The organism is Pararhizobium qamdonense (genome assembly GCF_029277445.1).
Taxonomy (GTDB): domain Bacteria; phylum Pseudomonadota; class Alphaproteobacteria; order Rhizobiales; family Rhizobiaceae; genus Pararhizobium; species Pararhizobium qamdonense.
Map to the genome: position 1 here is coordinate 3,070,435 of NZ_CP119566.1, position 18,315 is coordinate 3,088,749.

General features: G+C 60.7%; 21 protein-coding genes. 11 read left to right on the plus strand and 10 right to left on the minus strand.

What is annotated here, in order from left to right; all coding sequences use genetic code 11:
- Nucleotides 1-11 precede the first annotated feature (11 nt).
- Nucleotides 12-2,912 carry an Rne/Rng family ribonuclease gene (locus PYR65_RS14965; protein WP_276118539.1) on the plus strand — a complete coding sequence of 967 codons (2,901 nt, stop codon included), beginning with the start codon at nucleotides 12-14 and terminating at the stop codon, nucleotides 2,910-2,912.
- Between the two features lie 165 nt (nucleotides 2,913-3,077).
- Nucleotides 3,078-3,290 (plus strand): hypothetical protein, encoded by a 213-nt coding sequence (locus PYR65_RS14970; RefSeq protein ID WP_276118540.1) that lies wholly within the window; start codon nucleotides 3,078-3,080, stop codon nucleotides 3,288-3,290.
- A gap of 143 nt (nucleotides 3,291-3,433) precedes the next feature.
- On the opposite strand, the gene PYR65_RS14975 is transcribed toward PYR65_RS14970, so the two are convergent.
- Nucleotides 3,434-4,546 (minus strand): pyridoxal phosphate-dependent aminotransferase, encoded by a 1,113-nt coding sequence (locus PYR65_RS14975; protein WP_407951331.1) that lies wholly within the window; start codon nucleotides 4,544-4,546, stop codon nucleotides 3,434-3,436.
- 265 nt (nucleotides 4,547-4,811) lie between these two features.
- Between PYR65_RS14975 and PYR65_RS14980 the strand changes: the two genes are divergently transcribed.
- The 5 genes from PYR65_RS14980 to aat all read left to right on the plus strand — a co-directional run bounded on the left by PYR65_RS14980 (nucleotide 4,812) and on the right by aat (nucleotide 8,609).
- Complete coding sequence (locus PYR65_RS14980) at nucleotides 4,812-5,576, plus strand: DsbA family protein (protein ID WP_060641169.1); 765 nt, start codon at nucleotides 4,812-4,814, stop codon at nucleotides 5,574-5,576.
- Between the two features lie 123 nt (nucleotides 5,577-5,699).
- Nucleotides 5,700-6,146: a type II 3-dehydroquinate dehydratase gene (gene aroQ, locus PYR65_RS14985; protein WP_276118542.1), complete on the plus strand. Its 447-nt coding sequence runs from the start codon at nucleotides 5,700-5,702 to the stop codon at nucleotides 6,144-6,146.
- 22 nt (nucleotides 6,147-6,168) lie between these two features.
- Nucleotides 6,169-6,633, plus strand: coding sequence for an acetyl-CoA carboxylase biotin carboxyl carrier protein (accB, locus tag PYR65_RS14990; protein WP_060641171.1), 465 nt, complete (start codon nucleotides 6,169-6,171; stop codon nucleotides 6,631-6,633).
- Between the two features lie 9 nt (nucleotides 6,634-6,642).
- Nucleotides 6,643-7,986 (plus strand): acetyl-CoA carboxylase biotin carboxylase subunit, encoded by a 1,344-nt coding sequence (gene accC / locus PYR65_RS14995; protein WP_276118543.1) that lies wholly within the window; start codon nucleotides 6,643-6,645, stop codon nucleotides 7,984-7,986.
- A gap of 8 nt (nucleotides 7,987-7,994) precedes the next feature.
- Entirely contained in the window at nucleotides 7,995-8,609 is a 615-nt protein-coding gene (gene aat / locus PYR65_RS15000) for a leucyl/phenylalanyl-tRNA--protein transferase (RefSeq protein WP_060641173.1), read from the plus strand.
- 296 nt (nucleotides 8,610-8,905) lie between these two features.
- On the opposite strand, the gene PYR65_RS15005 is transcribed toward aat, so the two are convergent.
- The 4 genes from PYR65_RS15005 to gatB all read right to left on the minus strand — a co-directional run bounded on the left by PYR65_RS15005 (nucleotide 8,906) and on the right by gatB (nucleotide 12,164).
- Nucleotides 8,906-9,322: a DUF2155 domain-containing protein gene (locus tag PYR65_RS15005; protein WP_407951332.1), complete on the minus strand. Its 417-nt coding sequence runs from the start codon at nucleotides 9,320-9,322 to the stop codon at nucleotides 8,906-8,908.
- A gap of 164 nt (nucleotides 9,323-9,486) precedes the next feature.
- Nucleotides 9,487-9,882 carry an NADH:ubiquinone oxidoreductase subunit NDUFA12 gene (locus tag PYR65_RS15010; RefSeq protein WP_060641175.1) on the minus strand — a complete coding sequence of 132 codons (396 nt, stop codon included), beginning with the start codon at nucleotides 9,880-9,882 and terminating at the stop codon, nucleotides 9,487-9,489.
- A gap of 176 nt (nucleotides 9,883-10,058) precedes the next feature.
- A complete protein-coding gene (locus tag PYR65_RS15015) occupies nucleotides 10,059-10,544 on the minus strand; it encodes a GNAT family N-acetyltransferase (protein ID WP_276118545.1) in 486 nt (161 codons plus the stop codon).
- A gap of 117 nt (nucleotides 10,545-10,661) precedes the next feature.
- On the minus strand, nucleotides 10,662-12,164 hold the full coding sequence (gene gatB / locus PYR65_RS15020; protein ID WP_276118546.1) for an Asp-tRNA(Asn)/Glu-tRNA(Gln) amidotransferase subunit GatB: 1,503 nt from the start codon (nucleotides 12,162-12,164) through the stop codon (nucleotides 10,662-10,664).
- Between the two features lie 150 nt (nucleotides 12,165-12,314).
- On the opposite strand from gatB, the gene PYR65_RS15025 reads away from it, so the two are divergent.
- From PYR65_RS15025 to PYR65_RS15040, 4 genes are all read left to right on the plus strand, one after another.
- Nucleotides 12,315-12,623, plus strand: a complete 309-nt coding sequence (locus PYR65_RS15025; protein WP_276118547.1) for a DUF1294 domain-containing protein — start codon at nucleotides 12,315-12,317, stop codon at nucleotides 12,621-12,623.
- Nucleotides 12,624-12,705: 82 nt separating this feature from the next.
- Nucleotides 12,706-13,158, plus strand: a complete 453-nt coding sequence (locus PYR65_RS15030) for an Rrf2 family transcriptional regulator (protein ID WP_276118548.1) — start codon at nucleotides 12,706-12,708, stop codon at nucleotides 13,156-13,158.
- Nucleotides 13,159-13,252: 94 nt separating this feature from the next.
- Complete coding sequence (locus tag PYR65_RS15035) at nucleotides 13,253-14,158, plus strand: NAD(P)/FAD-dependent oxidoreductase (protein ID WP_276118549.1); 906 nt, start codon at nucleotides 13,253-13,255, stop codon at nucleotides 14,156-14,158.
- Nucleotides 14,159-14,351: 193 nt separating this feature from the next.
- Nucleotides 14,352-14,609 carry a YjhX family toxin gene (locus PYR65_RS15040; protein ID WP_276118551.1) on the plus strand — a complete coding sequence of 86 codons (258 nt, stop codon included), beginning with the start codon at nucleotides 14,352-14,354 and terminating at the stop codon, nucleotides 14,607-14,609.
- A gap of 45 nt (nucleotides 14,610-14,654) precedes the next feature.
- Here PYR65_RS15040 and PYR65_RS15045 read toward each other — a convergent pair whose 3' ends face one another.
- The 5 genes from PYR65_RS15045 to PYR65_RS15065 form a co-directional block, all read right to left on the minus strand.
- On the minus strand, nucleotides 14,655-15,164 hold the full coding sequence (locus PYR65_RS15045; protein WP_276118552.1) for a GNAT family N-acetyltransferase: 510 nt from the start codon (nucleotides 15,162-15,164) through the stop codon (nucleotides 14,655-14,657).
- Between the two features lie 31 nt (nucleotides 15,165-15,195).
- On the minus strand, nucleotides 15,196-15,714 hold the full coding sequence (locus PYR65_RS15050; RefSeq protein ID WP_156383401.1) for a GNAT family N-acetyltransferase: 519 nt from the start codon (nucleotides 15,712-15,714) through the stop codon (nucleotides 15,196-15,198).
- The gene (gene gatA, locus PYR65_RS15055; protein WP_276118553.1) at nucleotides 15,708-17,189 is read right to left on the minus strand and encodes an Asp-tRNA(Asn)/Glu-tRNA(Gln) amidotransferase subunit GatA; all 1,482 of its coding nucleotides are present in this window, start codon (nucleotides 17,187-17,189) and stop codon (nucleotides 15,708-15,710) included. Before gatA ends, PYR65_RS15050 begins: the two co-directional genes overlap by 7 nt.
- Before the next feature lie 46 nt (nucleotides 17,190-17,235).
- Nucleotides 17,236-17,523, minus strand: coding sequence for an Asp-tRNA(Asn)/Glu-tRNA(Gln) amidotransferase subunit GatC (gene gatC / locus PYR65_RS15060; RefSeq protein WP_276118554.1), 288 nt, complete (start codon nucleotides 17,521-17,523; stop codon nucleotides 17,236-17,238).
- 85 nt (nucleotides 17,524-17,608) lie between these two features.
- Nucleotides 17,609-18,313 carry a metal-dependent hydrolase gene (locus PYR65_RS15065; RefSeq protein WP_060641185.1) on the minus strand — a complete coding sequence of 235 codons (705 nt, stop codon included), beginning with the start codon at nucleotides 18,311-18,313 and terminating at the stop codon, nucleotides 17,609-17,611.
- Between the last annotated feature and the right edge of the window lie 2 nt (nucleotides 18,314-18,315).

An 18,315-nucleotide genomic window follows, 5' to 3' on the forward strand; every position in this document is an offset into this window, starting at 1 on the left:
GCACCACCTACATGGCAGAGAAAATGCTTATCGATGCGTCTCACGCTGAAGAGACGCGCGTCGTTGTCGTACGCGGAAACCGCATAGAAGAATTCGACTTCGAATCCGAACACAAGAAACAGATCCGCGGCAATATCTATCTTGCGAAAGTGACACGCGTCGAGCCGTCGCTGCAGGCCGCCTTCGTCGATTACGGCGGCAACCGCCACGGCTTCCTGGCCTTCGCCGAAATTCATCCCGACTACTACCAGATCCCGCTGGCCGACCGGCAGGCGCTGTTGCGGCAGGAAGCTGAAGAGGCGCGCCGTGACGACGACATCGAGCATGTCGAGACCGGCACGGATCTCGGTCCCGATTCGGATGAGGAAACGGTAGAGACCACGGAAGAAACCGTGGTCGAAGTGATCGAGACTGCCGAAGACGCTGTCGAGACGCTGGAACCCGCAACCACTCCGGATCTCGTTGCCGAGGCGGACGAAAAGCCGAAAGCAAAGGCCAAGCGTCCGCGCCGCACCAAGAAGGCTGCAGCCGCTGAAGCTGCCACAGATACGGACAGCGACGAAGGCAATAGCGGCGAAATGGCCGCCATGGTCGATACCGACAGCATTTCCGAAGACACACGCGGCGGACGCCGCAACAATGATGACGACGATGATGACGATGGTCATCATGAAGAAAAGGAAGTCATCGAATCCGTCGGCGCCGAAGATGCGATGGAAGAAGTGCCGGACCGGCAGGTCAACCGCCGTCCGCGCAAGCAGTACCGCATCCAGGAAGTCATCAAGCGCCGGCAGATCCTGCTGGTGCAGGTGGCCAAGGAAGAACGCGGCAACAAGGGTGCAGCGCTCACCACGTACCTTTCGCTCGCCGGCCGCTATTCGGTCCTGATGCCGAACACGGCGCGTGGCGGCGGTATCTCCCGCAAGATCACCAACCTGCCTGACCGCAAGCGCCTGAAGGAAATTGCCCGCGCGCTCGACGTGCCGCAGGGCATGGGCGTCATCCTGCGCACCGCCGGTGCCAACCGCACCAAGGTCGAAGTCAAGCGCGACTTCGAATACCTGATGCGCCTGTGGGAAAATGTTCGCACGCTGACACTGTCTTCCACGGCCCCTTGCCTCGTTTATGAGGAAGGCTCCCTGATCAAGCGCTCGATCCGCGACCTTTACAACAAGGATATCAGCGAGATCATCGTTGCCGGCGAGGAAGGCTACAAGGAAGCCAAGGGCTTCATGAAGATGCTGATGCCGAGCCACGCCAAGGTGGTTCAGCCTTACCGCGACGTGCACCCGATCTTCTCGCGCTCGGGCATCGAAGCCCAGCTCGACCGGATGCTGGTACCGCAGGTGACGCTGAAGTCCGGCGGCTACATCATCATCAACCAGACCGAAGCGCTTGTTGCCATCGACGTCAACTCGGGCCGTTCGACCCGCGAACACTCGATCGAAGACACCGCACTCCAGACCAACCTGGAAGCGGCCGAAGAAGTTGCCCGCCAGTTGCGCCTGCGCGACCTTGCCGGTCTCGTGGTCGTCGACTTCATCGACATGGAAGAAAAGCGCAACAACCGTTCGGTTGAAAAGCGCTTGAAGGATCACCTCAAGAACGACCGCGCCCGCATCCAGGTCGGCCGCATCTCGCATTTCGGCCTGCTCGAAATGTCGCGCCAGCGTATCCGCGCCTCGGTTCTCGAATCGACGATGCAGATCTGCTCGCATTGCAACGGCACGGGCCATGTGCGCTCGCAGTCTTCTGTCGCCCTGCATGTGCTGCGCGGCGTCGAAGAATACCTGTTGAAGAACACCACGCACAACATCACCGTGCGCACGACACCGGATATCGCGCTCTACCTTCTCAACCACAAGCGCGGCACGATCATCGATTATGAAGAACGCTTTGGCGTCCAGATCATCATCGAAGCGGACGCCCATGTCGGCGCCCAGCATTTCGCCATCGATCGCGGCGAAGCCGTCGAGAACCCGGTCAAGATCGAGCAGATCATCCAATTCGAGCCGGAAATCGATGAGGACGACGATATCGTTATCGAAGAGGATATCGAGGACGAAGAAGAGGTTGTGGCGGACGCCAAGCCGGAACGTACTGAGCGGACCGAGCGCAGCGAACGCGCACCTGCCGAACAGAGTGACGAACAGGGCAACCGCAAGCGCAAGCGCCGCCGGCGCCGGCGCGGTGGCCGTCCGGGTAGCGAACAGGGTGCTGAAGCCGGTGTCCGTTCCGACGATGCCTCCGATGAGGATGGCGACGAGGACGAGGCCGAGGACGTTGCAGCACAGGCTGGTTCCGACGATGCACAGGACGCGGGCCTGAGCGAAGAAGAACGCCAGAAGCGCAAGCGCCGCCGCCGTGGCAAGCGTGGCGGCCGCCGCAATCGTCCGGACGAGGCAGAGGGTGAAAACCTTGCAGCCGACGGCGAAAGCGCTGGTGAAGATGCCGCAGCCGACGCGCCGGAGGCCGAGGCTGCTGCTGAGGTTTCGATTGAAGCCATTGTTTCGGAAGTTGCTGCTGACGATATCACCGAAGCCCCGGTTGCTGCCGAGGAAGATGTGAAGCCGGCCAAGCCGAAGCGCAGCCGCAAGAAGGCCGTTGCCGCCGTCGAAGAGGCCCCTGCCGAGGCTGCACCTGTTACGACCGCCGATGCGGACGCCCAGGCTGCCGTCGAAGCACAGCCGGAAGCGGTTGTTCCCGCCGAGGAACCGGCCGTCGAAGAAGCGGCTGCGGATCTTGAGGAAACCAAGCTCGACGACACGAAGCCGGTGCGCGCCAATCGCGACATCGACACGATTGCCAGCGAGCCGGTGGTCAAGTCGTCCACCGTCAAGAAGGACGATGGCGACGCCGATCCGGCCAAGCCCAAGAAGGGCGGCTGGTGGCAGAAGCGCGGCTTCTTCTGAGCCGCTTCTGATACTTGAGACATGAAAAAACCGGCCAAGCGATTGGCCGGTTTTTTCGTTTTTGCGGCCTTGTTCCATGAGGAACTGTGAAAATATCGCGACAGCTGCAGAGTGTGCGCAGCCGGACGGGATGGGCTTGTCCGGCGTGAACCAGAGGAGGCAAACATGCGGCCTTTCCTTACCGCCGCCGCGCTCGTCGCCATTCCCACGATTTCGCTTGCAACATCACAGGCCGACGGCAAGAGCCGCCAGCGCTATAACGACTTCTACTACGGACGCTATGACACCGCCTTTGCACCGGTCTGTGTGGTCAAGACGGTCCGCAAGACGGATGCGGACGGCAACCCGGTCGTCGAGACAATCCGAATCTGCCGCTAGAGCCAGGGAATTTGGCATGCGATCAAGCCATGCGCGTCCGCCGGGCGCGCATGAAAGCGTCGCCGGTCCCGTTGCCAAGCTGATTCGAGGTTGTGACGAACTGAATCTGGAAAACCTGTTAACGTCCTAAAATCGTTACAGGATCACGCAAGCCAACGGGCAATGCGATCCATCGCCTCGGCTATGTCGTCCGGCGCGCCGGCATAGGAAAACCGCATCATGCGATGTCCTTCAAGCGGGTCGAAATCGAGCCCCGGTGTGGCCGCGACATTGATCTGCGCCAGCATCGTGCGGGCGAAATCCATGCTGTCATTGGTGAAGCGGCTGACATCGGCATAGGCATAGAAGGCGCCGTCCATCGGCGAGGCGATGGTGAAGCCGATTTCGGGCAGACGCTTGAGCAGAAGGTCGCGATTGGCGGCATAGGACGCCTTGTAGACATCCAGCTCCGCCTCGCAGCCGAGCGCTGCTTCTGCGGCGATCTGCGACAGTTCCGGCGGCGAGATATAGAGGCTCTGGGCGATCCGCTCGAAAGCCCGCACCTGGTCTTCCGGCAGCACCATCCAGCCGATCCGCCAGCCGGTCATGCAATAATATTTCGAGAACGAATTGATGATCACGGCTTCATCGGTCACGGCAAGCGCCGTTGTCTCGTCGCCGGCAAATGTCAGCCCGTGGTAGATTTCATCCGAGATGAAGGCGATATCGTTGGCGTGGCAATAATCGGCGAGCGCCTTCAGCCCTGCCCGTCCCGTGACTGTGCCGGTCGGGTTGGCGGGGCTTGCGAGCAGAACGCCGTCGAGCCGCCTGCCCGCTTTGACAGCGGCAGCTTCCAGGCTTTGCGGCGTCAGCGTGAAACCGCTTTCGGCGTCCGCCTCGACCTCGACGACCGTCAGGCCGAGGGCTGAAAGAATGTTGCGATAAGCGGGATAGCCGGGCCGGGCAATGGCAACGCAATCGCCGGGATCAAACAGCGCGAGAAATGCCAGATTGAAACCGGCCGACGACCCCGTCGTCACGGCAACGCGCCTGGGATCGATCTCGACGCCATAGCGTGTGCGATAGTGCCGGGCGATCGCGATCCTGAGGGACGCAGTTCCGAGTGCGTCGGTATAGCCGAGGCGGCCGTGGTCAAGCGCCGACCGGGCGGCCTTGAGAGCCGCCTCCGGTGCAGGATGGCTCGGCTGGCCCACAGCCATCGAGATCACCGGATAGCCGGCTTCGCGCCGCTTGGTGGCTTCGGCCAGAACGTCCATGGCATGGAAGGGCTCGACGGCGCTGCGAACGGAAAGGGGCTTCAACGGCACATCCTCGATATTTTTGACGTGACAGGCATGTGCCTGATCGCAAAGGGCTTCACAAGTGCACGAACGCCGCATTTCCGCCGATTTTGCGGTTTCGTTTGGCACCGCGCCGCCCTATGGTCGGCAAGGATATTCTGTTGTCCTTCAAACAAGCCTGTTGACGCAGCCTTAGCACTTGAACGACAGACTGCAGCAACGAAAGACAACGAGGACCATCATGGCATTCAACGCCCGCAAGATCATCGCCGCTTCGCTCATCCTTTTGACAGCGGGTGCCGCCATTTCGCCCGCATACGCGCTCGATGCCAAGCAGAAGCAGGAAATCGGCGATTTCATCAAGGAATACCTCGTCGCCAATCCGGAAATCCTGCTGGAAGCCCAAAAGGCGCTAAAGCAGAAGCAGGCCGACGAACAATCGGCGCAGGCGCAGGCCGCCATTACCGACAATGAAAAGGCGATCTTCCAGTCGCCCTATGACGTGACGCTGGGAAACCCCAAAGGCGATGTGACCATCGTCGAGTTCTATGACTACAATTGCGGCTATTGCAAACGCGCCCTGTCGGACATGGAAACCATTTTGGAAAAGGACAAGAACGTCCGCTTCGTCCTCAAGGAACTGCCGATCCTCGGACCGGATTCGATGGCCGCCCATAAGGTCAGCACGGCATTCCGCGCGATCGCGCCGGAAAAATACGGTGATTTCCACCGCGCCCTGCTCGGCGGCGAGGACCGTGCCAATGAAGAGACGGCCATGGCCGTTGCCACGGGCCTCGGCGTTCCCGAGGCCGATCTGCGCAAGAAGATGGCGGAAAATACCCAGGACGATGCCGTCAAGGAAGTCTACACGCTGGCCAACGATCTCGGCATCACCGGCACGCCGTCCTATGTGATTGGCAAGGAAGCCGTCTACGGTGCCGTCGGTGCCGAAGAAATTGAAACTAAAGTCACCAACGTCCGTACCTGCGGCAAGACTGTCTGCTAAGCTCATATTTTGGGCAAAGCTGCACGTTATGGCTTGTGGACAAATGCCGAGGGGGGCCAAAGGGCTTTTCCTTGGCAGTTCACCGGTCTATAGGTAGCGCTCGATTATCGGACCGGATCCCTTATGCCATCGACCATTTTCGTGCTGAACGGCCCCAATCTTAACGCGCTCGGTCAACGCGAGCCCGGTATTTATGGGGGCCAGACGCTGGCCGATATCGAGGCCATGTGCGTCGAGCATGGCAATACGCTCGGTCTTAACGTCGTTTGCCGCCAGAGCAATCATGAGGGCGATCTGATCGACTGGTTCCATGAGGCAGGCAGCGTGGCGCAGGGCATCGCCATCAATGCCGGTGCGTACACGCATACATCGATCGCATTGCACGATGCGGCCAGGGCGATCGGCATTCCGGTCGTCGAAGTGCACCTTTCCAATGTTCATGCCCGCGAAGAGTTCCGGCACAAATCGATGCTGGCACCGGCAGCCAAAGGCGTGATCTGCGGCTTTGGCGCCGACAGTTACATTCTGGCGCTCAATGCGCTAAAGACACTCACACAACACACGAAATAAAAAGAACACGAGGCTCATATCCATGGCTGACAAGAAACCCGGCATCGACCAGTCGCTGATCCGCGATCTCGCCAATATCCTGAACGAAACCGATCTCACCGAAATCGAAGTGGAACAGGACGACCTGCGCATCCGCGTTTCGCGCGCCGGTACGCCGCAATACGTGTCCGCTCCGGTCCCGGTCGCGGCTCCCGTCCAGATCGCTGCCGCCGGCGTTTCTGCGGTCTCGGCTCCGGAACCAGCGAGAACCTCCAAGAACGCGCTGACCGCCCCGATGGTCGGTACCGCCTATCTGTCGCCTGCTCCCGGCTCCCGTCCCTTCGTTGAAGTCGGCGCCACCGTCAAGGAAGGCCAGACGATCCTGATCATCGAAGCCATGAAGACGATGAACCAGATCCCGGCGCCCCGCTCCGGCAAGGTAACGGAAATCCTCGTTGAAGACGGCGCACCGGTCGAGTACGGCGAAGCGCTTGTCGTCATCGAATAGGCCGCGCAGATGATTTCAAAGATCCTCATCGCCAATCGCGGCGAAATCGCCCTTCGGGTGCTGCGCGCCTGCAAAGAACTCGGCATCGCAACCGTGGCTGTCCATTCGACCGCTGACGCCAATGCAATGCATGTGCGCCTTGCCGACGAGAGCGTATGCATCGGCCCGCCGCCGTCGCGCGACAGCTATCTGAACATCCACCAGATCGTTGCCGCCTGCGAGATCACCGGTGCCGACGCCGTGCATCCGGGCTACGGCTTCCTGTCGGAAAACGCCAAATTCGCCGATATTCTCGACGCTCACGGCATTACCTTCATTGGCCCGACCGCCGATCACATCCGCATCATGGGTGACAAGATCACCGCGAAGGAAACGGCAAAGTCGCTCGGCATTCCCGTCGTTCCCGGTTCTGCCGGCGAAGTGAAGCCTGAGAATGCATTGGAGATCGCCCGCGAAATCGGCTTCCCCGTGCTGATCAAGGCCACTGCCGGCGGCGGTGGACGCGGCATGAAAGTGGCCAAGAACGAGGAGGAACTCTCCGAGGCGGTGTCCACGGCCCGTTCCGAGGCGCTCGCCGCCTTCGGCAATGATGCCGTCTATATGGAAAAATACCTCGGAAAGCCGCGCCATATCGAAGTCCAGGTCGTCGGTGACGGTGAAGGCAATGCCATTCATCTGGGCGAACGCGACTGCTCGCTGCAGCGCCGCCACCAGAAGGTCTGGGAAGAAGCCAATTCGCCGGCGCTCAATGTCGAGCAGCGGATGGAGATCGGCGAAATCTGCGCCGATGCCATGCGCAAGCTGAAATATCGCGGCGCCGGCACGATCGAATTTCTCTACGAAAACGGCGAGTTCTTCTTCATCGAGATGAACACCCGCCTGCAGGTGGAGCATCCGATCACGGAAGCCATTACCGGCATCGACCTGGTGCACGAGCAGATCCGCGTCGCGTCCGGCGGTGGTCTGTCGGTGACGCAGGACGAGATCGTCTTTTCCGGCCATGCCATCGAGTGCCGCATCAATGCCGAGGATCCGCGCACCTTCGTGCCGTCTCCCGGCACGATCACGCATTTCCACGCGCCTGGCGGTCTTGGCGTTCGCGTCGATTCGGGCGTCTATCAGGGCTACAAGATCCCGCCCTATTACGACAGCCTGATCGGCAAGCTGATCGTGCACGGACGCACCCGCGTCGAATGCATGATGCGCCTGCGCCGCGTGCTCGACGAATTCGTCATCGACGGCATCAAGACGACCTTGCCTCTATTCCAGGACCTGATCAACAATCAGGACATTGCCAACGGCGACTACGACATCCATTGGCTGGAAAACTATCTGGCCCAGACGGCCGAATGAGGTTTTAAATGAAAGGGACCCGTAGCAGGCAACCGGACATTACCCCGGATTTGCTGTTGCGGGCCTATTCCATCGGCCTGTTTCCGATGGCAGACAGCGCTGACGATCCCGAACTGTTCTGGGTCGAGCCCGAACTGCGCGGCATCATCCCGCTCGACGATTTCCACATTTCCAAAAGCCTTGCCAAGACGATCCGGCGTGCGCCCTTCGAGATCCGCTACGACACGGCTTTCGAACAGGTGATGGACGGATGCGCCGCCCCTGCCCCCGACCGCCCGACCACCTGGATCAACGCCAAGATCCGCTCGCTCTATGCGACGCTGCACAGTATGGGGCACGCACATTGCGTCGAGGCCTGGGAGGATGGCGAACTGGTCGGCGGCCTCTACGGCGTCTCGCTCGGCTCGGCCTTCTTCGGCGAAAGCATGTTTTCGCGGCGCACAGATGCCTCGAAGATCTGCCTCGTGCATCTGGTCCAGAGGCTACGCAAACAGGGTTTTGTCCTGCTCGATACCCAGTTTACGACCGAACACCTGAAGAACTTTGGCGCCATCGACGTGCCGAAAGCGCGCTATGAAAAGATGCTGGCGCGGGCGATTGCAACGCCGCATCTGAAGTTTTGAATGCCATTCGGCCGGCGTCGATTATTACCCCCGCAATAGCCCCTCATCCGGCCTGTCGGCCACCTTCTCCCCGTTAAAACGGGGAGAAGGAACCAGCGGCAAACTCTGTCATCCCCTCTCCCCGCAGGCGGGGAGAGGGTTAGGGTGAGGGGCAAATCGGAGTAGCACGCTGAGATCTTACCGCAGCTTGATCAAACCCGCCTGGGTCTCGCTAAAATCGCCGATGCGATATCATCTGGTCGATGTTGGGAAACGGATCAGTGCGGATTTCGATGATCAACGCGATCCTCGAAACATTACTGCTTGGCAGCGGAATCGGGCGGTGGCAGGTCGGATTTTGCCTTGCAGCTGTTCAGCCAGACGTCATAGACCGGATGTTCTACGGCATTGAGGCCGGGGCTGTCGGCAAACATCCAGCCGGTGAAGATGCGGCGGATCTTGCGGTCGAGCGTGATCTCGTCGACCTCGACGAAGGTGTCGGTCTTGGGCGCTTCGGTATCGTCGCGGCTGTAACAGACGCGCGGCGTCACCTGAAGAGCGCCGAACTGCACGGTTTCGCCGATATAGACATCGAAGGTGGTGATGCGGCCGGTGATCTTGTCGATCCCGGAAAAGACGGCAACGGGATTGATGATCCGCGCGGCGTCAGCGGCCGTCGTCATCGACAGGAGAGCCGTGCCGGCAATCGCGAACAGCGAGGCTGCCGCAGACATCCGGCGCTTGAGAAGTCGCTGACTTGAAATGACCATTCTAACGCCCGTCTCCCGCGCAATCCCCGGCCAGAGTGCCGGGTCTCAGGCGCTAAACATCAAATGTGGCCGAGGCATGATGCCTGCGGTGCAATCAACAATCACAAAGACCTGTTTGCAAATCCGGTTCAGGAGCGTGGCGTCCAGGCATCATAGTCGCCGGTGACGCGCGGACGTTCGCCGGTGGCGTTGATCGAGCCCGGCGGCCGGTAGGCCTGGGCGGAGCCGGTGCCGTTCGGCTGGTGCGGCTTTTGCCATTCGCGTGCCGTGTAGCTTTCATCGGCCGGCGAAACGTCGGTGCGGTGGTGCATCCAGCCATGCCAGCCGGGTGGAATGGCAGAGGCGTCGGCATAGCCGTTATAGATCACCCAGCGGCGCGTGCGTCCTTCGGAATCCGTGCCGCCCTGATAGTAGACATTGCCGGCGGCATCCTCGCCAACCCTTTTGCCGAAGCGCCAGGTATGAAAGCGGGTGCCGAGCGTCTGTCCATTCCACCAGGTAAAAATCTGCAGCAGAGACTTCATGATGTCCGTCCTTGACCGCGCCAAACAAACGCGCGGGATATCCGAGAGTACTGCCCCGCTTATGCCGCGCAGCCTGCCGCTTGTCCAGTGATTCCGTTGCAGCGCCGTAATTTCAACCGCATCCTGAAGCCAAAATGAGAGGGCCCGAACCCACCCGCTCATAGGACCATTGGGCGTCAGTCCAGCGGTTTTTCCATGGCGATTGTGGGAATACCCCATGTGCCGGCGCCCGCCCCTGCCCTGACAAAGCCATGCGCCTCGTAAAAGCCGATGGCTTTCGCGTTGTTTTCCTCGACCTCGACCCGCATCGTTCCCGCATAAGGAAAACAGGTTTCGAGTTCGGCGAAAATATCGCGGGCAATGCCCTGCCGTTGAAATTGCGGCAGGACGTAGAGCTGATGCAGGACGGCCGTTTCATGCAATCTTTCCGACATCGAGGCAAAGCCCATGCCGCCGATCACCTTGCCATCGTCGGCCACGAGGAATTCGCCGTTCTTGCGCTGCAGATTGGCCTTCAGCGCCGCTACCGAATGCCACTTGGCCGTCATCTCGTCGATCTTTGCGGCACCGTACTCAGCATCATAGGCCGCATGCGCGGTCTCACCCAGAAGAGCCGAGACTTTCGCCAGATCGCGCTCGGTGGCTGTGCGCACGAAAAACATATTTTGGGCCTTTCAATCGCAAATCCGGAGAAATCGTTTCACACTTTTCCCGGAATTGCTCGGTGGTCTCATCGCAATTCCGGACGGAAAACCGTTTCACACTTTTCCTGGAATTGCTTACTCCTCGATGCCGAGCTTGGCCTTGACCAGCGCCTGCACGGCCTGCGGATTAGCCTTGCCGCCGGTCGATTTCATCACCTGGCCGACGAACCAGCCGGCGAGCGAGGGCTTGGCCTGAACCTTGGCAACCTGGTCCGGATTGGCGGCGATGATCTCATCGACGGCCTTTTCGATGGCGCCGGTATCCGTCACCTGCTTCATGCCGCGGCTCTCGACCAGTTCGGCCGGGTCGCCGCCTTCGGTCCAGACGATTTCAAACAGGTCCTTGGCGATCTTGCCGGAGATCACTTCCGATTTGATCAGGTCGAGAATGGCGCCGAGCTGGGCTGGGGAAACCGGAGTCTCTTCAATGGCTTTGCTGGCTTTGTTCAAGGCACCCAGCAGGTCGTTGATCACCCAGTTGGCGGCAATCTTGCCGTCGCGGCCAGCGGCCACGGCCTCGAAATAATCGGCGATCGCCTTTTCCGACACGAGCACGGAGGCGTCATAGACCGACAGGCCGAGATCGCGCACGAAGCGCTCCTTCTTGTCATCGGGCAGTTCCGGCAGATGCGCCTTCAGTTCCGCGACGAAGGCATCGTCGAACTCGAGCGGCAAGAGGTCCGGATCAGGGAAATAGCGATAGTCATGCGCATCTTCCTTGGAGCGCATCGAGCGGGTCTCGCCCTTGTTCGGGTCAAACAGCCGGGTTTCTTGGTCGATCGAGCCGCCATCCTCCAGAATGCCGATCTGGCGGCGGGCCTCATATTCGATCGCCTGGCCGATGAAGCGGATGGAGTTGACGTTCTTGATTTCGCAGCGCGTGCCGAAATCCTCGCCCGGACGGCGCACCGAGACGTTGACGTCGGCGCGCAGCGAACCTTCGTCCATGTTGCCGTCGCAAGTGCCGAGATAGCGCACAATCGAGCGCAGCTTGGTCACATAGGCCTTGGCTTCATCGGAGGAGCGCATGTCGGGCTTGGAGACGATTTCCATCAGCGCCACGCCGGACCGGTTCAGATCGACATAGGACATGGTCGGGCTCTGGTCGTGCATCGACTTGCCCGCATCCTGTTCCAGATGCAGCCGTTCGATGCCGATTTCGATATCCTCGAACTGGCCCTGGCGGTCCGGGCCGACGGAGATGACGATCTTGCCTTCGCCGACGATCGGATCCTTGAATTGGGAAATCTGGTAGCCCTGCGGCAAATCCGGATAGAAATAGTTCTTGCGGTCGAAGATCGAGCGGTTGTTGATCTGCGCCTTGAGGCCCAGACCGGTGCGCACCGCCTGCTTGACGCACTCCTCGTTGATAACGGGAAGCATGCCGGGCATGGCCGCGTCCACAAGCGAAACATTGGAGTTCGGCGCATTGCCGAATGTCGTGGACGCACCCGAAAACAGCTTCGAATTGCTGGTCACCTGGGCATGGACTTCCAGGCCAATAATGACTTCCCAGTCGCCAGTGGCGCCGGGAATATAGCGTTTCGGTTCTGAGATGCGGACGTCGACCAGGGTCATGGAATGCTCTTCTGTAAGCTTCAATTCGTGTGTCTCTGGGTAGAACAATTGGCTATGGCGTGCAAGGCTTGTCGCGCCCGGCACGGCGGTTTGGTGCGCAAGAACCGGGCGTTTGCGATCTGTTCAATTTTTTGCTGCACTCTGTCTGCCATGACCATCTGCCTTGCGTTCATCTGCCTGCTCCTTGCCGTCAACATCGTGACGTTCTGCGTCTTCTGGTGGGACAAGGCGGCGGCGCGCCGTGGCACATGGCGTGTTCCCGAACACAAGCTTTTGAGCCTTGCCTTCTTCGGCGGCAGTCTCGGCGCGTTCGCCGCCCAGCGGCTGTTGCGCCACAAAACCCGCAAGGAACCCTTCCGCTCCCGGCTGACGGCAATCCTCATCCTGCATGCGGCCGTTGCCTCCGTCGGGCTCCTGGCCCTGCCATGGGTGCTTGCCGGGCACGTTTTCCAATCCTGAGATACGACTGACCTTCACAGACGCCTCGACCCACGATCGCCGCCGCTTGACTTTCGCGACGATTCGTAACTATTATTATTACATGAAAAGAAACAGCCGTCTTTCCGCAGTGCTGCACGCGCTGATTCATATGGCAGAACGCGGCCGTCCGATGACCTCGGACGAGCTTGCGCTTTGCCTCCATACAAATCCCGTCGTGGTCAGGCGCACCATGGCCGGGCTGCGCGAGGCAGGCCTCGTCACCTCTGGCCGTGGCCATGGCGGCGGATGGACGCTTGGCCGTCCGCTCGAGGACGTCACCATGCGCGACATCTACACGGCGCTCGGCGAACCCATGCTGTTCCAGATGGGCAATGTCAGCGAAAGCCCCGGCTGCCTGGTCGAGCAGGCGGTCAACCATGCGCTCGACGATGCCTTTCGCGATGCCGAAGCCATGCTGATCGCCCGTCTTGGCGAGGTGACGCTCGCAACGCTTGCCGATGATTTCAAACGGCGCTTTGCCGAACACAGGGCCGCGCTGAAACAGCACGGCTGAAACACAGCCCGGCTGATCGTCATATCAACACAGATGTCCACCGAACCGGAATCCCACGATGTTTCCGGCGGGCGGAGCTATGAAAGGAAAGACCATGCAACAGGATGCAGTCATCATCGGCGGCGGCTTTGCCGGATTGTCGGCCGCCTATATTCTCGCCCGGGCCCGCCGGCATGTGACGATCATCGACAGCGGCACGCCGCGCAACCGGTTTGCCGCCCATTCCCACGGCGTGCTGGCGCTCGACGGCAAATCCGGGCTGGAAATCCTCGCCGATGCGCGTGCTCAGCTTACCGCCTATCCGACGGTGACCTTCCTCAACGGAGAAGCTTACGCTGCGCAAGGCTCGATCGACGATTTCCATGTCGATGTTGCCGGACATGAGCCGATCGCCACGCGGCGCCTGCTTCTGTCCGGTGGTATCGAAGACCGCCTGCCCGATATTCCCGGCCTCAATGAGCGCTGGGGAAAGACGGTTCTGCATTGCCCCTATTGCCACGGCTATGAAATTGGCGGCGGTCCGATCGGCGTTCTTTCGACACAACCGATGTCGGCGCATCAGGCGGCCGTCGTTGCCGACTGGGGCGATGTAACCCTCTTTACCAACGGCATGCCGGAGCCGGACGAAGAAACACTTGCGCTGCTTGAACGGCGCAAGGTCAGCCTCCAGCCCGGCGCGGTCGATGTTATCGAGGCCGGCACCTGCGACAGGCTGCGGGTGCGGCTAAAAAGCGGCCGGACCTTCGACGTCAAGGCGCTGTTCGTTGCTGCCGATCTGCACCGGCGCGGCACGATCGCCGAAAGCCTCGGCTGCACCCTCACCGAAACGCCCGCCGGCATGATTATAGCGACCGACACCGTCAAGGCGACCAGCGTCGCCGGGGTCTATGCGGCCGGCGACAATGCCCGCGCCTTCGGCAATATCACCCTGGTTTCGGCCGATGGGGTCATGGCCGGCCTCGGCATGCACCAGTCGCTGATGTTTTCAGGCCATTCTTGACGGGGCCGATATCCTTGGCTTAAAAAACGCCGTCCTATGGAGTTTTGATGTTCCCGATATCCGAGATTGCCTGAAGGCCCTGCCTGCGAAGTTCCTTTGCGGGCATGGGCCGGAAAACGAAGCCCTGGCGTTCGACAGAACGGCAGACCCGTTTTCATGCGTTCACACGAACGCTTTTCGGATCTCAACATCAATGGACATTTCACGCGAAGTACAGCGTATTCTACATCTCATGGCCCAGGGCGGCCGTATCGAAATCCTGCGCACCGACGGCAAGACCATCGACAGCGTCCGTTGCTTTACCCGCGACGGCTGGGTCTATCCCGGCTTTGGTCTTGATATGTTTCGCAAGCTGAAGCGGAAGAAGGCGATTTCGTCGTCGGGCGGCAAGCCATACCGGATCACCCAACGCGGCCTCGTTCTCGTGCGCGCGCAGCTGAACAACCGCTGAAACAAGACCGGCGCGACGCTTAACGGGCCGCGCCGGTTTTCACTTTCAAAACCACTGCTGGCTATCGTGGACGGCAGGCTCTGCCAGCATTTTCGTCATGCCGACCGATTCCACATCGCGGTCGAGCTTGGGTGCATAGGCCGTCGACAGCGAACTGATCGCATAGCCGTGCTTGCGGAAAAACCCGATCGCCTTGTCGTTTTGCGCATGCGTGCGGATGATTGCTGCCTCGAAACCGCCGGCCACAATCCTCTCTTCCAGATCGGCAAGCAGCGCGGAGCCCAGGCCCTGCCGCTGCATCGAAGGCTCGATCCAAAGGTCTGAGATCGTGCCGTCATCGTCCTCGCGCGCGCCCCAGCCGGCAATCGCGCCGCCATGCTCGATGACACCAACCGAAAACCACTTCGATCTGAGAAAGGAGAGGAAGGACAATTCGGCCACCTGGCGCATGGCCTGCGCATCGGCAACGCCGGAAACGGCTTTTTCCCAGGCATCGAGCCCGATCGCCGCAAGGGCTGGAACTTCATTTTCGCGCGCAAGGCGGACGATGATCATGCAGCGGTTCCCTTCCGCAGCCAGTAGAGCATCACGGCAGCGATTTTTCCAGACGCAGCTTGGCCTGATCCAACCCCAGCGAGGGCGAAAATTCGCTGCCCTGCCAGACCTCGGTAAAGCCCAGCTTCCGGTAGAGCGACAAAGCCGGGCGATTGGAAATATCGGTTTCGATGCTGGCAACGCCCAGGTTCTCAAAGCGCATGCGGGCCAGAAGCTCGCCGATCAGCGCGGAGCCTACGCCCCTGCCCTGCCACGGCGGCGCAATCCAGATGTCGGAAATATAATCCCAGCCGCGCGACCGGTCGCCGGGATGCTCGCGGCTGTCGCGGGCGCCCCAGCCGATCAGCGCGTCAGCCACAACCGCCACAACGACTTCCGCGTCCGGACGGCTGGCAAATGTCAAAAAGCCATTTTCGACACGGGTTTCAACAGCGGGCTCGAACCAGTTCCTGTGGACACGGTTCGACTTCCAGGCCTCAAAGCCGATCAGCGCGACCGCCCCGGCATCCGAGGCAGTCATGTTGCGAAGACGGAAGCCCGTTTCTACCACCACTTCGCCGGCTGGAATTTTCCGGCGGCCTGTTCGATCACATGCGCGGTCTTGAACAGCGTTTCCTCTTCGAACGGCTTGCCGATCAGTTGCAGGCCGAGCGGCAGGCCCTTGTGATCGAGACCGGCGGGAACGGCGATGCCCGGAAGACCGGCCATGTTGACGGTCACGGTGAAGATGTCGTTGAGGTACATCTTCACCGGATCGGATGCCAGATCCTCATCGGCGATGCCGAAGGCCGACGATGGTGTGGCGGGCGTCAGGATCGCATCGACACCGGCGTGGAAGGCTAGTTCGAAGTCGCGCTTGATCAAGGTGCGGACCTTCTGCGCCTGCAGGTAATAGGCGTCGTAATAGCCGGCCGACAGGACGTAGGTGCCGATCATGATACGGCGCTTGACCTCGGTGCCGAAACCGGCCGCGCGGGTCTTTTCATACATGTCGGCAATGTCCTTGCCGTCGATGCGCAGGCCGTAACGAACGCCGTCGTAGCGAGCAAGGTTGGACGAGGCTTCGGCAGGCGCGACGATGTAATAGGCCGGAAGCGCATATTTCGTGTGCGGCAGGCTGATATCGACGATCTCGGCACCGGCGTCCTTCAACCAGGCAATGCCCTGCTGCCATAGCGTCTCGATTTCCTCCGGCATGCCATCGACGCGGTATTCCTTCGGAATGCCGATCTTCATGCCCTTCAGCGACTGGCCAAGCGGTGCCTCATAGTCCGGCACCGGCAGATCGACCGAGGTCGTGTCCTTGGCATCGACGGATGCCATCGACTTCAACAGGATGGCCGCATCGCGCACGTCGCGGGCGATCGGGCCGGCCTGGTCGAGCGAGGAGGCAAAGGCGACAATGCCCCAGCGCGAGCAGCGGCCATAGGTCGGCTTGATACCGACTGTTCCGGTAAAGGCGGCCGGCTGGCGGATCGAGCCGCCGGTATCGGTGGCGGTCGCACCGGCGCACAGGAACGCGGCAACGGCGGCAGCCGAACCGCCGGACGAGCCGCCCGGAACCAGATCGAGGTTCGATCCCTTGGCGCGCCAGGGGTTTTTCACCGGGCCGTAATAGGAGCTTTCGTTCGACGAGCCCATGGCGAACTCGTCCATGTTCAGCTTGCCGAGCATGACGGCGCCGTCGTTCCACAGGTTCTGGGTGACGGTCGATTCATAGCGCGGCTTGAAGCCGTCGAGAATGTGGCTGCAGGCCTGGGTGTGGATGCCTTCGGTGCCGAACAAGTCCTTGATCCCGAGCGGAATGCCCTCGAGCGCGCCGGCCTTGCCGCTGGCGATGCGGGCGTCGGAGGCCTTGGCCATCTCGCGCGCCTTGTCCGGGGTCGTCACCACATAGGCATTCAGCGCACCATTGGCTGCGTCGATCGCGCCGATATAAGCCTCCGTCAGTTCGACGGCGGAGATTTCCTTGGCGCTCAGCTTGGTGCGCGCTTCAGCAATGGTCAGGCGGGTCAGGTCGGTCATGGCAGGCTTTCAAAAACGGGGGCGTTCGGGCGGCGGCGGCTCAGGCTTATTCGACAACCTTCGGGACGAGGAAGAAATTGCGATCCTCGTTCGGGGCATTGGCGACGATATCGCCGGCCTTGTTGCCGTCGGTGACTTCATCGACGCGCTTCTTCATGGCCATCGGCGTCACGGATGTCATCGGCTCGACGCCATCGACATTCACCTCGGACAGCTGCTCGACGAAACCGAGGATGCCGTTCAGTTCGCCGGTCATGCGCTGCGCTTCCTCTTCGGTCACGGCAATGCGGGCAAGACGCGCGACGCGCTTCACGGTGGCGAGGTCTACGGACATGGGTGTCTCCGGTCTTCAAGGAACTTTCCCCCGCTATAATAGCCGCAGTGCTGCCACGCAACGGGGGAATGCATGCACAAGCCGCTTAGACGGCAACAATACCACCGACTGCAGGCGCCTCGACCTTGGCGGAAGCGCCGTCCATGCCGGCGATGAACAGGTCCGGCGTCTGGTCGATGATGCCGAACGAGCCATAATGGCAGGGAAGAACCGTCGCGAATTTGAAGAAGCGCTGGCAGGCAAGGGCTGCCACGGCACCGCCCATGGTGAAGCGGTCACCGATCGGCACGAGGCCGATCTCCGGCTGATGCAGTTCCTGGATCAGCGCCATGTCGGAGAAGATATCGGTATCGCCCATATGATAGAGCGTTGGCTCGTCTTCGAAATGCAGGACCAAACCATTGGCATTGCCCAGCGAATGCGACACGCCGTCTTCAGTCAGCTGCGCAGAGGAATGCAGCGCATTGACGAAGGTGGTGGAAAAGCCGTTAAGATGGATGGTGCCGCCCGTATTGCCCATTTCGATTGCCTGAACGCCCTTCGAGCCCAGCCATGCAGCGAGATCGGCATTGGCAACCACGGTGGCGCCGGTTTCCTTGGCAAGCGCAATCGTATCGCCGACATGGTCGCCATGCCCGTGGGTGAGCAGAATATGGGTGAGCCCCGAGGCCGCATCCTTGCGCGAGGATTCGTCGAAGGACGGGTTGCCGGTGAAGAACGGGTCGATGAGGATTTTCGACTTGGCGGTTTCGAGATGGAACGCGGAATGTCCGAGCCATTTGATCTTCATGA